Source organism: Pedobacter cryoconitis, assembly GCF_003259615.1.
Classification (GTDB): Bacteria; Bacteroidota; Bacteroidia; order Sphingobacteriales; family Sphingobacteriaceae; genus Pedobacter; species Pedobacter cryoconitis.
The window spans coordinates 54,807-68,984 of the sequence record NZ_QLLR01000031.1 but is presented as its reverse complement, the minus strand read 5'-3'; the positions used below and the strand labels follow the sequence as shown (position 1 = coordinate 68,984).

Genomic DNA, 14,178 nt, shown 5'->3' with positions numbered 1-14,178 from the left:
CTAGTTGTTTTGACTTAGACTTGCCATGCTCTCGCGTTACTTTAGCACTGCTCTTACCCTAACGAGTACCCGACCAGTACCCGACCAGTACCCGGGCAGTACCCGGCCGATATAGATTTATTATTTAGCTATTTTGAATTTATTTACTAACAGCCCGGCCTTGTTTCGGCTGAGTCATTCCCTTTACCGCAACAAAAAGCTTTCATAGATCAGGCATACGCTGATATTCTTAGTAAATATGGTTATACTCGCGAAATAGTTAACGAATTCACTTTAAAACATATTAATGTATCAACAACTAGTTTTACTGCACAAACACTAGGCACAGGCTGCAAATAAATTAGCACTTATGAAAAGAAAATTTAAATTACTTATGTTATGCTTTATGTTGACAGCGACTTATACATATGGACAAAAGAAACAAATATATTTTGTTGCAGATACGTTATCTTTAGATAAAGATAATCGATTTTTTGAAGCTGGCAGTGAAGGTCAAATGGGTTATTATATGTTCTATTGTAAGTGCATAGCGCCATATAATAACAATTTCTTACAAGAAACTTGCGGGCAAAACTCAAATTTTAGATAAAAAACCTGATTATAAATATTCGTCTTTGAAAGATTTACTAGATATTGTTGCTAAATCGCAAAACAATTTTGATGATCAATACGACTTATTTATAACAGAGAAATTGCCAGATCATAAATATGAAACGAATAAAGTTAGAATGGTAATATTACGTTCACTTGAGCCAGATGTATTTAGAGGAAAACCTATAAAGAATTAAAAATAGGTCTATGTTCAATTAAAAAATGGGATCTCAGCTAAGAGTTAGATCCCATTTTTTATTTAAGGTATTATACCAGAAATAAGGCCCCGTACTGTTAAGTACCGGAGCCTTATTTCTGGTGTGTTCCTTGAAATTTTTATATGGTCAAAGAGCGAAGGCCACACCATCAGGCTGATTATGGTCTTCTTTGGTAGGCATAAGGATAATCTTAACTATACATACCTTTATTGTGATTGACTATTAACATTTCAATAGTTGTCAGGTCTTCTGCTAATTCTTACAACCAGATTTTTCACAAAAAAAGCGGCTTGAAATAACATTAAAAACACAATTTGATAATTAACTATGTCTTATTCGGGAAAATTAATACTTTTGGCACCTCTATTGAAGAGGGGGTATCGAAGAGTTTATATCCTTCATACTCGTAAATCCTCCACAAATACCCGCGAGGATTTCAATAAAAAGACATTTAAACACATTGATTTAGAAAGATGAATATTACACAGGAAAAAATTGACAACTTAAATGCAGTTGTAAAGATTAAAATTTCGCCTGAAGATTATACTGAAAAGGTCGATAAAACTATTAAAGAACAAGCGAAAAAATCTACCCTTCCGGGATTCCGTAAAGGAATGGTTCCTGCTGCACATATTAAGAAAATGTATGGTAGAAGTATCCTTGTTGAAACTGTAAACGCTTTATTAAGCGAAAACCTGAATAAATTCCTGACAGAAAATAAAGTTGAAATCCTTGGTCAGCCGGTTCCGGTTGTTGATAATACCAAAGATTTTAAATGGGATGGTACTGACGCTTTTGAATTTGACTACGAAATTGGTCTTGCTCCGGCAGTTGAAGTTAACATTACTGCTAAAGATAAATTTACACAATACAATGTAAAAGCAGATGACGAGACTTTAGCTTCCCGTATCAAAAACATCCGCCGCAGCTATGGCAAAATGACAAACCCGGAAGTTTCGGCAGACGATGATGTACTTTATGCCGAATTAGCACAACTTTCTCCTGATGGTTCAGTTTTTGAAGGTGGAATTACCAATACTGGTTCTATCCGTTTAGATCAGGTTAAAGACAAAACAATTTTGAAATCTTTAATCGGACTTAAAAAAGATGCAGTACTTGAATTAGATCTTCAGAAAGCATTGGGAAACAACCAGGCAGTAATTGCCAAGTTGTTAAACATTGGTGAAGATGAAGCTAAGGATCTGCAATCTAAATTCCAGGTAACGGTTAAAAACATCAACCGTTTAGAGGAATCTGATTTGAACCAGGAGTTCTTTGATAAAATATTTGGTGAAGGTATCGTTACTGACGAAGCTGGTTTCACCGCGAAAATCACAGAAGAAATTGAAGGTATGTTCAAACAGGATGCGGATCGCAAACTGCAAAATGATATGTACACGCAGTTAACTGAAAACGTGAAAATGGATCTGCCTGATGAATTTTTAAGAAAGTGGTTAAAAGCTACCAACGAAAAATTATCTGATGCAGAACTGGAAGAAGGTTACAATGATTTCGCGAAAAACCTGAAATGGACTTTAATTGAAAACAAAATCATTAAAGACAACAGTATCGAAATTAAATACGAAGATGTATTCCAAACTGCTAAACAACGTTTAGATGCACAGTTCAGAATGTACAGTCCAGCTCCAATGCCGGAAGATCAGTTGTCACAATACACAGCTACTTTCCTGCAGGAAAAAGACAATGCAAACCGTATATTCGAAGAGGTAAAAGCAATTAAAGTTTTTGAATACATTCAATCGGTTGCCACTTTAGACCAAAAAGATATAGCTTATAATAAATTTCAAGAGTTAGTTGAATCTGTATAACAGGTTTCTCAAATTTCTTTAATCTTATCGTAAGGCGGCTTTAATCAAGCCGCCTTACTTATATAAAGCTATTTCTGAGCTTTGTAAATTAGGGTGCTCAATTTAAAAAGGCACTTAATTTTACAATAACCAAATAATTTGTCAACTTAGTTTGACTAATTTGGATTTGATAAAAGCAAAATCCCCTGTGAAAAGGGCGCTCAGTCAAACCACAAAACAAAAATAGAAACTCGATAAACTTATATACAGATGAATATAGATAAAGACGAATTTAGAAAATATGCAGTTAAACATCACCGTATAAACGGCTTAAATGTAGATCGTTATATTGGTCATACAAATAGTTCACCAAAAAGCATGACTCCGTACATCATTGAAGAACGTCAGTTGAACGTTGCTCAGATGGACGTGTTCTCCCGCTTAATGATGGACAGGATTATCTTTTTAGGTGATGCTATCCATGATGGTAATGCAAATATCATTCAGGCGCAGTTACTGTTCTTACAGTCAACTGATAACAACAGAGATATACAGATTTATATCAATTCACCGGGTGGATCTGTTTACGCTGGTCTGGGTATTTATGATACGATGCAGTACATCACCCCTGATGTAGCAACAATCTGTACAGGTATGGCTGCTTCAATGGGCGCAGTTTTATTAGTAGCAGGTGCTAAAGGTAAACGTGCAGCATTAACACATTCACGTGTAATGATTCACCAGCCTTCAGGAGGTTCACAAGGCGTGGCTTCAGATATGGAGATCAACTTAAGAGAAATGCTTAAATTGAAAAAAGAATTATATGATATTATTTCTGACCATTCAGGACAGAGTTACGAATGGGTGGAAAAAGCATCTGACCGTGATTACTGGATGAAAGCTGATGAAGCTAAAAGCTTCGGAATGATTGATGAAGTATTAGGTTCGAATAAAAAATAGATAATGGCTAAACAAACTAAAGAATCCCGTTGCTCTTTTTGCGGTTCAAATAAGCAGGATACTTTAATGCTTATTGAAGGGCTTGACGCATACATTTGCGATAAATGTGTGACACAGGCTCACCAGCTGGTGCTACAGGAATTTGGCAATAAACAAGCTAAATCACTGGATGCTGCCGGTCCCCTCTTAAAGCCAATGGAGATTAAAGCGCATATTGACCAATACGTTATTGGGCAGGATGACGCTAAGAAAGTACTTTCTGTAGCCGTATATAACCACTATAAAAGGTTAGGTCAGAAGATTGATGCAGTGGATGAAGTGGAGATTGAGAAATCTAACATCATGCTGGTTGGTGAAACCGGTACAGGAAAAACTTTACTGGCGAAAACAATCGCTAAAATCCTTCATGTACCTTTCTGTATCTGTGATGCTACGGTATTAACAGAAGCAGGTTACGTAGGTGAAGACGTAGAAAGTATCCTGACCCGTTTGCTTCAGGCTGCGGATTATGATGTAGCTTCTGCCGAACGTGGAATTGTTTATATCGATGAGGTAGATAAGGTTGCGCGTAAAAGCGATAACCCTTCTATTACCAGGGATGTATCCGGAGAAGGTGTACAACAGGCTTTGTTAAAGATCCTGGAAGGTACGATTGTAAATGTTCCGCCTCAGGGTGGACGTAAACATCCTGATCAGAAAATGATTCCGGTGAACACAAATAATATCCTGTTTATCTGTGGTGGTGCGTTTGATGGTATTGAGCGTAAAATTGCCAACAGATTACGTACACAGGCAGTAGGTTATAAAGTTAAAAAGGACGATACTGAACTTGATTTAGACAATCTGTATAAGTATATCACGCCGCAGGATTTAAAATCTTTTGGTCTGATCCCTGAGCTGATTGGACGTGTTCCGGTATTAACTCACCTGAACCCGCTGGATAAACAAGCATTGCGTAATATATTAACGGAGCCTAAGAATTCTTTATTCCGTCAGTATGTGAAGTTGTTTGAATTTGAAGGGGTAAATCTTGTATTTGAAGATGAAGTTTTAGACTTTATCGTAGATAAGGCCATGGAGTATAAGTTAGGCGCAAGGGGATTAAGATCTATTTGCGAAGCTATTATGCTGGACGCGATGTTTGACATCCCGTCTGATCCAAGTATTAAGGAGCTGGTCATTTCGCTCGGATATGCGGTGGAGAAATTTGAAAAGGCAGACTTTAAGAAGTTAAAAGCTGCTTAAAGAATTTAAAATCCCCGTTTTAACGGGGATTTTTTTTTAACTTGTTATTTGACCACAATTACCAGTATCAGGAGGTTTGTCCTGAAAAGAATGTCCGCTCTGGCTGCTATGGTGCAGTCAATAATTATTAAAGATATGAACGAAGAAAAAGAAGTAAAAAAAGACGAAGCTATTGTAGAAAAATCGAAAAAGAACAAAGAAGTAGATTCACCGGTAAAACCGGGTTTAAAATCTAAAGGAGATATAGTTAAAAACTGGTTACCAAGATATACAGGCCGTCCGCTGGAGGAATTTGGAGAATACATTTTACTGACCAATTTCAGTAAATACCTGCAGATGTTTTCAGAGTGGAATGACAATGCACCAATCATGGGATTGGATAAACCGATGCAAAGTGTTACTGCAAACGGAATTACGATTATCAATTTCGGAATGGGCAGCCCGATGGCGGCAACCATGATGGATTTACTGACTGCAATTATGCCTAAAGCAGTCTTGTTTTTAGGCAAGTGTGGTGGATTGAAAAAGAAAAACCAATTAGGCGATCTGATCCTTCCGATTGCGGCAATCAGGGGAGAAGGTACTTCCAATGATTATCTGCCGGCAGAAGTACCCGCATTACCATCGTTTGCTTTGCAGAAAGCAATCTCTACCACGATCCGTGATCATTCACGCGATTACTGGACAGGAACCTGCTATACCACTAACCGCAGGGTTTGGGAGCATGATAAGTATTTTAAGAAATACCTTAAAACTTTGAGAGCAATGGCGGTAGATATGGAAACAGCTACAATTTTTACCACAGGTTTTGCCAACAAAATTCCTACTGGTGCTTTATTGCTGGTTTCTGATCAGCCAATGATTCCTGAAGGTGTTAAAACTACTGAAAGCGATAGTTCGGTCACTACAAATTATGTAGATACACACCTAAAAATCGGTATTGATTCTCTGAAACAACTGATCAATAATGGGTTAACTGTTAAACACCTTAAATTCTAAATAGAATCGGTGTTTTTAGGATAATCAAATAACCATAGACTTCCTGTATGGTGGCTTACCAATGACCAGTCATCAAATGGGAAATCTATGTAAACTACGCTTGCTGTTGGCAGATTATAGATGTGCGCATCAGCAAGAAAGTTCAGGAAATCTGTTAATCCGGGATTATGCCCAAACAGTGCTATCCGGTTATATTTAGAATCAAATTTATTCACTACGGCTAATAAAGCGGTAGTATTGGCTTCATAAACAGAGGGTTCTTTAAGGATACTGTCCTTTGGTATATTCCAGGTTTCTGCAAAGTGTTTAGCAGTAGTTAGTGCTCTTTTAGCCGGGCTGCTCACCAATAATTCAGGAACAAGATCCCTTTTAGTCATTCGCTCCGCCATTTCAGGAGCATTTTTGTTACCCCGGTGGTTTAATGGTCTGTCAAAGTCGGAAGTTCCGCTTGCCGCCCAATCAGATTTGCCGTGTCTTACTAATACCAGTTGTTTAGCCATCCTTTTTTCAGTTATTCGTTTGAGAAATTAACAATTATCTCCCCCGGAAGTTTTTCCATACAGTCGAAATGTCCAAGCGGGCATTTCTCTAAACCGAATTTAGAGCAGGGCCTGCAAGATAAATCGATACCTGCCAGCAATGAGTTTTTTATTTTATAAGGATAAACACCTAATAATTCGGGCGTTGTACCTCCCCATATTGAGGCTATAGGTTTGTCAAATGCTTCGGCAATATGGGTAAGACCGGTATCAAACCCGATCACTTTATGTGCCCTGGAAACAAGGAATACAGACTGATCCAGATTAGTCAGGCCACAGGTGGAATAAATATTACTTCCCACGGCCATTTTAATCTCTTCTGCATTGTCTTTAACGTCGTTTCCTCCTAACAATACAATCGGCAGGTTAATTCCTTTACAGATCTCTATAATCTTATGATTGGGTAATCTTTTGGTGAAATGCGTAGCACCGATAACAAAAGCTACAAATTTATCCTGATGCGTAGCAGGCAGCAGGTCCTGAAGCTGATATTCCCTGGCTACGTAATAATCAATTGGCTTGTTGTCGTTTTCTACGCCAAGAAATTTTACAGTTTCCAGATAGCGGTCTACTAAATGGTCTTTGGAGAAAAGGCTGGTCCACTTGAATTTCAGGGCTAACCATTTTTTAACGGTGTCTTTTTTATAAGTAGAAGAGGGGATTCGTGTCGCCAGCTTGATAATTGTAGTCCGCAGGTTATTGTGCAGGTCAATAATCAGGTCGAATTTCTCCGCTTTAATATCCTTGATTGTCTCTGCCAGGGTTGGTTTTAAGAAGTGTAATTTTGTTAAATAGGGATTTTGCTGATAGATATATTTAAACTGCTCCTTAGTCAGGAAATGAACTTCACAGCCTGGTATTTGCAGTTTCAAGCAGCGAATAACGGGCGTGGTATAAATAATATCACCCATAGAGCTGAATCTGATCACTAATATTTTTTTAGGTATACTCAAATCCAGGTACGTTAAGAGTTTTTTATTTTATCAATGATTGCTGTAGAAGAATATCCGGGTAAAAAGCTTAATACTTGTACTTTACCGCCATTCTCAATCACTTCTTTAGCGCCTGCAATTTCTTCTGTTTTATAATCACCCCCTTTAACCAGTACATCAGGCATTACTTTTTTGATGAGCTCCAATGGGGTGTCTTCATTAAAGAAAACTACTGCATCAATGAAAGACATCGAACCTAAAATAACAGACCTGGTGATTTCATTGTTGACTGGTCTTGAAGGACCTTTTAGTCTTTGTACAGAATCATCACTGTTCAAACCGATAATCAGAATGTCCCCTAAACTTGCAGCTTCAGTTAAATAAGTGATATGCCCGGCGTGTAATAAATCAAAACAGCCGTTCGTAAATACAATTTTCTTGCCTTCTCCTTTCCAGTGATTTACTAGTGGGGTGAGTTCGGGTAAAGAAACTATTTTCGGGCTTATGGAATGATTGGTACTCATGTTCACTGATTTAATATAAGTTATCTACTGCTTTACAAAAGATATGTCCGATCAGGATGTGCATTTCTTGTATACGTGCTGTAACATCATCAGGTATAATAATGTTTAAATCGCATAAGTTATTCATCTGACCGCCGTCTCTTCCTGATAAGCCTATTATTTTGCAGCCTGATTCTCTGGCTGTATGTAAGGCCTGGATGATATTAGGGCTGTTACCGCTGGTCGATATAGCTATAAACAGATCGCCGGGACGGGCAAAAGCCTCTACTTGCCTGGCAAATACTCTTTCAAAGCCGTAATCATTACTGATCGCTGTTAAAGCAGAGGTATCTACAGTTAAAGCTATTGCCGGTAAGGCCTTGCGGTCTTTAACGTATCTTCCGGTTAACTCTGCAGCAATATGCTGGGCATCGGCGGCGCTGCCGCCATTACCAGCAATTAATACCTTTCCTCCGGCAAGAACGGTGTCTGTAAGTAATTTACAGCCATTTTCGATTTCAGGAACCAGTTTGGCAATCACCTGGTCAATTGTGTTTTTATGATGATGAAGTTCTTCTAATACCATTAGTTTGTTGTTTTGATGGCGGCTAAAATTTCATCAACCGTCGTAGTAGCGCTACCAATATGTTTAATGACAATGGAAGCTGCATAGTTTGCAATATGACAAGCTTCTTCTACAGTAAGGCCCAAAGTTAAGCAATAAGCCAGTGTCGCAATTACGGTATCCCCTGCACCGGTAACGTCATAAACTTCGGTAGCCATAACTGGTAATATCTGATGGTGATCGGGGGTAATAATCGCTATTCCTCCTTCAGAGAGCGTCACAATTAAATAAGAAGCTTGGGTAGTGTCAAAGATAACTTCGGCAGCTTTAACCAGTTCTTCCGCGCTATGTATTTTCTCTGTTTTCGCTGCTTCCGCAAGTTCTTTACGGTTAGGCTTGATGATAAACGCGCCCTTATATTTAGTATAATCCAATCCTTTAGGGTCAACGATGATCCGCTTTTGATGCTGGTTAGCGTAGCCGATCAGTGTAAGGCATAAATTTTTAGTCAGCAAGCCTTTGTTATAATCAGAAAGGATGATCACATCACTTGCTTCAATATGGGGATAAACAGCTTTCAGGAAACTTTCTTCCAGCTCAGCTGAAATATCATGTGTTTCCTCATGATCTATTCTTACAATCTGATGTGTAGCGGCGATTACCCTGGTTTTTACGGTTGTTGGGCGCGACTGATCGGTTAAGATCAGCTGAGTATCAATGTTTTTAGTTTGCAGTATCGCTTTGATTTCTTCTCCAAAGCTGTCATCGCCAATAATACCGGCAAGGGAAACCTTTGCACCCAGATCGATCAGGTTACTGGCGACATTGGCTGCACCACCAATTATTTTATTTTCTTTTTTGACATTTACAATAGGTACAGGTGCTTCTGGTGAAAGCCTGGACGCACTGCCAATGATATAATGATCAAGCATCAGGTCACCTATGACAAGGATCTTAGGTTTTTGACTTTGATGATGTGCATTATATAATTTTTCTGCAAGCATGTTTATATATTAATGTTCAAAGATAGGTATAATGGGATACTTAAATGCCGGGTTTTACGCTGTTAAAAAAAGCAGTAATTTCAGCTAAAGTGAATGCGTTTAAGCATTGTTTTGCTTGTAAGCCTCCTTTTCTTCCAATATATACACCATAGTGCATGTCTCTGAAGCCTTCCATACGGTGCGCATCAGGATTTACCGAAAGCAATACGCCTTTTTCCAGCGCATAGCGATGCCACCTCCAGTCCAGGTCTAAACGCAGTGGGTTTGCGTTGATTTCAATCACTACATTATTGGCTGCACAGGCATCAATGATTTTAGCATAATCTATAGGGTAACCTTTACGGCTTAATAACAAGCGGCCGGTTGGGTGGCCCAGTATTGTTGTATAAGGGTTTTCAACTGCCTTAATCAGTCTTGCTGTTGCTTTTTCTTCATCCATTCTTAAATTACTATGGACGGAGGCTACAACGAAATCGAATGTTTTCAGTACGTCATCACTGTAATCCAGTGAGCCGTCATTCAGAATATCACTTTCAATTCCTTTAAATATTTTAAAAGGTGCCAGTTTTTCATTCAGGGCATCTATTTCTTTATGCTGGGCGAAGATGCGCTGCTCGTTTAATCCGTTGGCATAAAATGCAGATTTAGAGTGATCACACATCCCCAGATATTCCAGGTTAAGGTTGTCTTTACAATAAACAGCCATTTGTTCTAAGGTATGCACGCCGTCACTCCAGGTAGAGTGGTTGTGAAGACTTCCTTTGAGATCATTGTAAGTGATCAGCTCCGGAAGTTTATTTGCTTTTGCAAGCACTATCTCGTCTAGTCCTTCTCTGAGTTCCGGGGTCACGAAAGCAAGTCCGGCTTTACTGTAAATAGCCTGTTCATCCGCAAAAGGGCCATCACCGGCTAAGGCTAAAACTTCAGTTACGTGAGCTTCGTTACCAGTTAGTTTAAAGAGGTTCAGGTAGTAAGCTGCTTTCGGATAAATATGCAGTTGTATTTTTAAGCCAAAAGTACTCATGGCTGTATATTGGTTTTCTGTTTGCTTTTCGAAAGTAAGCTCTTTCAACAGCGGAAGACCAGTTATTACAGCAGCGGGATCTTCAGCGCCAATCACAAAATCAAGTTCATTGATGATTTCCAGGTATCTGCGGTATTCTCCGGCAACGCTGAACAGGCTGTCTTTATTAATCTGGTTTAACCAGATTTCCAGTTCTGAAGAAAGGGTGCTGACCAAAGTTTCTGCTTGTGCATACAGGAATTTACCCTGAGCAGCCATCTTAAATTCAATGACCTTTTTGATCTCTTCCTGTGTTTTTAATCCGAAGCCTTTGGCTTCTATCAGGCGGTTTTCATTACAGGCATAGTATAATTCTCCGATGTTCTCAATACCCAGATCTTTCCAGATCACCACAATCTTTTTTGGACCAATACCTTTGATACCAAGCATTTCAACTATTCCTTCTGGCGTTTCTGCAAGAATATTCTGCAACTCTGCCATAGTTCCGGTCTGCAGCAGTTCTGCAACTTTAGCGGCCGTACTTTTACCCAGTCCATCGATTTTCTCGATTTCCTCCATGGTTTTACTGCTGATTGCATAAGGCAGCTTGTCTACTTTGAAGGCAGCATTTGCTATTGATTTGATTTTGAAAGGGTTCTCATTGTGGAGCTCCATCAATTGTGAAAGGAGTCTGAGACTGCGGGCTATGGTTTTGTTTTCCATCGGGGGTAAAAATAAATAAAAAGAAGCGTTTTTTTGGAACAATGTGTTTCTGGTCCTGTTATTAAGGATAGTACCTGTTATTTTTAGGAAACGTATACAAACTAATATTTGATATTGATGAACAAATTAAATTATACGGGATTGCTGTTGATCGCTGTCGCTGCGGCTTGTCATTCTCCTGCAGATCAGAAGAAAGATCCTTTTTCAACTGCGCATGCAGTTAATGCTAAAGAACAGAAAAAAATAGAGAGTGCCAGGCTGATTGTTGCTGGTAAACAGGCAGGAATTATTTACCTGGGGCAGGATATGCAGGAAGTATTCAAGTTGTTAGGTAAGCCTGACGATGGTGATGCAGCAATGGGAAGTGCATTAGCGGTCTGGAATAAGAAAGCGCCATTGCTTATCTTTTCTTCTTACCGGGATAGTAATATGGTGGTCAAGGCTGTGAAACAGATTTCCGTTGCTGACCCTGATTTTAGTACCGCCGAAGGGATTCATACTGGTGTAAGCTTAGCGGCCTTAAAGGCGGCTTATCCTGAACTTGAAAAAGCAGCGGCTTATACGCATTTAAAAACTAAAGCCGGGCTTACGGTTTATGATGCGGTGTCTAAAGGAATAGCTTTTGATGTGCAGAAGGATACTTGTACTGCGATTACGATACATCCGCCAAATAAATCTGTGAACGGAGTTTATCTGACAATGTATCCGGGCTGGAAGAAATTGTAAGCTGCATAGCTTGTTCTCTGGAATATACTTATCTTATGAGGATCTGATTTTATTCCTATGAAGAAGAACTTTAATAAAACCATTCTGTACATTTTATCCTTGATTTTCTTTGGAGGGATTGTATCGTGCAAAAAAGATAATACTTCTGCTGATCCGCCTGTGGTGGTCAAGAATGGCGTAGCAGATACGCTGGCTGTATTATTCAGGAATTCATACCGGGTATATGAAATGCAGCGGAATGTGATTGGAATTTACAGAGACTCAAAATTGTTTAAAGGAACTGATTATCACCCGGCTTCTGTAGCTAATATCGGCATCGGATTGGTATCACTTTGTATTGCCGATCAAATGAAATGGGCTCCGGATGCGGATAAGCAGGCCATCACTACTTTAAGAAGCGTTCTTGCACGCAATAAGACTTTTAAACTGGATGTAAATACGGCTGGATTTCCAAGACATTTTGTGAATATGGAGACTGGTACACAGGAATGGGGCTCTGAGTATAGTACTGTTGATGCGGCTATAATGGTTTCGGGTGCTCTGTTTTGTAAGAATTATTTTAAAAGTAACCAGACGATTTCCGGGCTTGCAGATTCTTTATACCAATCGATTGACTGGTCAAAAGCGATTGCCGATCCGGTAACTGGTAAGCTGTATCTTACGCTGGATGCAAATGGTAACGGCATAGGTACTACGTCGGTTTACAATGAATACATGTTGCTGGCTCACCTGGCTTATAAAGCCGAAAATGGAAAAGGAGGGCCTGCAACCAATTTATGGACTAATTTTTATGCGAATACGGCTAATTTACCTAAATCGAATTATGCTGGTCAGGAATTGCTGACTGATTATCCGGGTTCTTATCTTTCTGATTTTATTCCCCAGTTTTGTTATTACCTGTGCCGGCCATATTCAGCCAGTCCGGTTTATATGAACTATATGAAAAATGCGATGCTCGCTGATCAGCAGTGGTGGACTGGAATTACAGGTGCAGCACGTTACGAATGGGGCTTGGGAGCGGGGAGTGATCCTTCAGGTTATCATGCGAACAGGATTAATGATAATGCCGGACAGGTAGTTTCTCCGCATATTATAGGAGGCTTTATTCCGGTTAGTCCTATGGCTAAAAATGATTTGATGAATTTGTATAGGGCCCATAAAGGGGTTTACAAGCTTCCGGGAACTGCTTACGATATTTTATGGAGATATAGTGTGAAAGATCCTGTCTGGACAGCTAATGAAGTTCAGGGGATTGATTATTCAACGATGCTTTTTGGACTGGCCACTTTAACTGAGCATTGTGGTCAGGACTTTTTTACGGTGAATAACGATTATAAGTTCCCTGTATTTGCTTTTGTGGGGGCTAAATGATCAAAGGGATACATAAGGCTATCATATATGATAGCCTTATGTATGGTTACAGACCTTCTATTTCTTCTATAGAGAGTGCAGTAAACCCGGCAATTTTAACAGGATCGAAGTGTTCTTCTTTCATTTTTCTTGCGATGGCCAGGGCAGTTTCATATTTCCCTTTTTCCAGCCCTTTCTCCAGTCCTTCTTTTTCTGCTCTTTCTATTTTACATTCCATCAAGCCTATATCGTCTTCCTCTTGCTGTAAAATCGATATATATAAAAGTTGTTGTTCTGGTGATAATTCGTTCATTTCAGCGATCTTAAATATTTTTTCAAAAATACGTTTATCCAGATACTTAGGAATCTGATTCAAACTGTGCATGTGTTTAAGCATATAAACCCATTTGTCCAGCTCATTTTCCAGTTCATCTTCTTTCTTCTCAAACTTAGGCAATTCTAAAAACTTAAATCCCAGTCCATTGTGGAATATTTTACCGGTACCTGTATTGACCAGTGAAATACTTTGCAAATAATCATCACTCAGACAATTCTTCATTTTAAAATCCAGAATTGCAATCAGGAAAACTTCTTTTAGTTTAACTTTCCAGTTACCCTTGTTCATCAACTTCTGCTGTTGAATCAGCCGGCTCAGGTAAAAGATGCAGCGATCTTCAAAATTATCATGTGCTGCCCGCTGCATCTCCACGATAAATTGCTCGCCCCTGTCTCCGGTACATAACAAATCGAAGAAGATCTTTTTATTCTCCTTGTCATCACCAGCGAGTTCAGTTGGATTATATACAAGATCAATAATGTGTTTTTCTCCCTCGAACAATGCGTTTAAAAAGGCAATCATGATTTCTTTATTAGGCTCACCGCCGAAAAGATGTTTGAATCCAAAATCTGATAATGGATCAATGTATTTATTTGTAATAGCTAACATAATTCTAATGATTTATGAGCAAGCTACTCCTGTTTTATGTTTTAAAGTTAATAAATGTTTCTATTG

Annotated in this window: 15 protein-coding genes; 8 read left to right on the top strand and 7 right to left on the bottom strand. The window is 38.9% G+C overall.

From position 1 onward, the window contains the following. The first annotated feature begins 349 nt into the window (after nt 1-349). The 6 genes from LY11_RS22125 (at nt 350) to LY11_RS22105 (ending at nt 5,821) form a co-directional block, all read left to right on the top strand. Entirely contained in the window at nt 350-589 is a 240-nt protein-coding gene (locus LY11_RS22125) for a hypothetical protein (protein ID WP_146610893.1), read from the top strand. A gap of 25 nt (nt 590-614) precedes the next feature. Then, nucleotides 615-788 carry a hypothetical protein gene (locus tag LY11_RS26785; RefSeq protein ID WP_170132752.1) on the top strand — a complete coding sequence of 58 codons (174 nt, stop codon included), beginning with the start codon at nt 615-617 and terminating at the stop codon, nt 786-788. A gap of 494 nt (nt 789-1,282) precedes the next feature. Continuing rightward, nucleotides 1,283-2,638: a trigger factor gene (gene tig / locus LY11_RS22120; protein WP_111635799.1), complete on the top strand. Its 1,356-nt coding sequence runs from the start codon at nt 1,283-1,285 to the stop codon at nt 2,636-2,638. A gap of 249 nt (nt 2,639-2,887) precedes the next feature. Continuing rightward, nucleotides 2,888-3,577 carry an ATP-dependent Clp endopeptidase proteolytic subunit ClpP gene (gene clpP, locus LY11_RS22115; RefSeq protein ID WP_068395397.1) on the top strand — a complete coding sequence of 230 codons (690 nt, stop codon included), beginning with the start codon at nt 2,888-2,890 and terminating at the stop codon, nt 3,575-3,577. Between the two features lie 3 nt (nt 3,578-3,580). Beyond that, nucleotides 3,581-4,822, top strand: coding sequence for an ATP-dependent Clp protease ATP-binding subunit ClpX (clpX, locus tag LY11_RS22110; RefSeq protein WP_111635798.1), 1,242 nt, complete (start codon nt 3,581-3,583; stop codon nt 4,820-4,822). A gap of 135 nt (nt 4,823-4,957) precedes the next feature. Further along, nucleotides 4,958-5,821, top strand: a complete 864-nt coding sequence (locus LY11_RS22105; protein WP_111635805.1) for an AMP nucleosidase — start codon at nt 4,958-4,960, stop codon at nt 5,819-5,821. On the opposite strand, the gene LY11_RS22100 is transcribed toward LY11_RS22105, so the two are convergent. From LY11_RS22100 to LY11_RS22075, 6 genes are read right to left on the bottom strand one after another with little or no spacing between them, the layout of a single operon-like run. After that, nucleotides 5,818-6,321: a SixA phosphatase family protein gene (locus LY11_RS22100; protein WP_111635797.1), complete on the bottom strand. Its 504-nt coding sequence runs from the start codon at nt 6,319-6,321 to the stop codon at nt 5,818-5,820. The genes LY11_RS22105 and LY11_RS22100 overlap by 4 nt on opposite strands. 11 nt (nt 6,322-6,332) lie before the next feature. Further along, entirely contained in the window at nt 6,333-7,313 is a 981-nt protein-coding gene (locus LY11_RS22095; RefSeq protein WP_245952858.1) for a glycosyltransferase family 9 protein, read from the bottom strand. An 11-nt stretch (nt 7,314-7,324) separates the two neighbouring features. After that, complete coding sequence (gene rfaE2, locus LY11_RS22090; RefSeq protein ID WP_111635796.1) at nt 7,325-7,816, bottom strand: D-glycero-beta-D-manno-heptose 1-phosphate adenylyltransferase; 492 nt, start codon at nt 7,814-7,816, stop codon at nt 7,325-7,327. A 10-nt stretch (nt 7,817-7,826) separates the two neighbouring features. After that, complete coding sequence (gene gmhA, locus LY11_RS22085) at nt 7,827-8,381, bottom strand: D-sedoheptulose 7-phosphate isomerase (RefSeq protein ID WP_111635795.1); 555 nt, start codon at nt 8,379-8,381, stop codon at nt 7,827-7,829. Then, nucleotides 8,381-9,364, bottom strand: coding sequence for a D-glycero-beta-D-manno-heptose-7-phosphate kinase (gene rfaE1 / locus LY11_RS22080; protein WP_111635794.1), 984 nt, complete (start codon nt 9,362-9,364; stop codon nt 8,381-8,383). The genes gmhA and rfaE1 overlap by 1 nt, the downstream gene beginning before the upstream one ends. A gap of 40 nt (nt 9,365-9,404) precedes the next feature. Further along, entirely contained in the window at nt 9,405-11,090 is a 1,686-nt protein-coding gene (locus LY11_RS22075) for a DNA polymerase/3'-5' exonuclease PolX (protein WP_111635793.1), read from the bottom strand. Nucleotides 11,091-11,207: 117 nt separating this feature from the next. On the opposite strand from LY11_RS22075, the gene LY11_RS22070 reads away from it, so the two are divergent. After that, nucleotides 11,208-11,816, top strand: coding sequence for a hypothetical protein (locus LY11_RS22070; RefSeq protein WP_111635792.1), 609 nt, complete (start codon nt 11,208-11,210; stop codon nt 11,814-11,816). Nucleotides 11,817-11,873: 57 nt separating this feature from the next. Beyond that, a complete protein-coding gene (locus LY11_RS22065) occupies nt 11,874-13,187 on the top strand; it encodes a hypothetical protein (RefSeq protein ID WP_111635791.1) in 1,314 nt (437 codons plus the stop codon). Between the two features lie 46 nt (nt 13,188-13,233). Here the strand turns inward: LY11_RS22065 and LY11_RS22060 are convergent, their stop codons facing one another. Next, nucleotides 13,234-14,112 (bottom strand): Rpn family recombination-promoting nuclease/putative transposase, encoded by an 879-nt coding sequence (locus LY11_RS22060; protein ID WP_111635790.1) that lies wholly within the window; start codon nt 14,110-14,112, stop codon nt 13,234-13,236. Between the last annotated feature and the right edge of the window lie 66 nt (nt 14,113-14,178).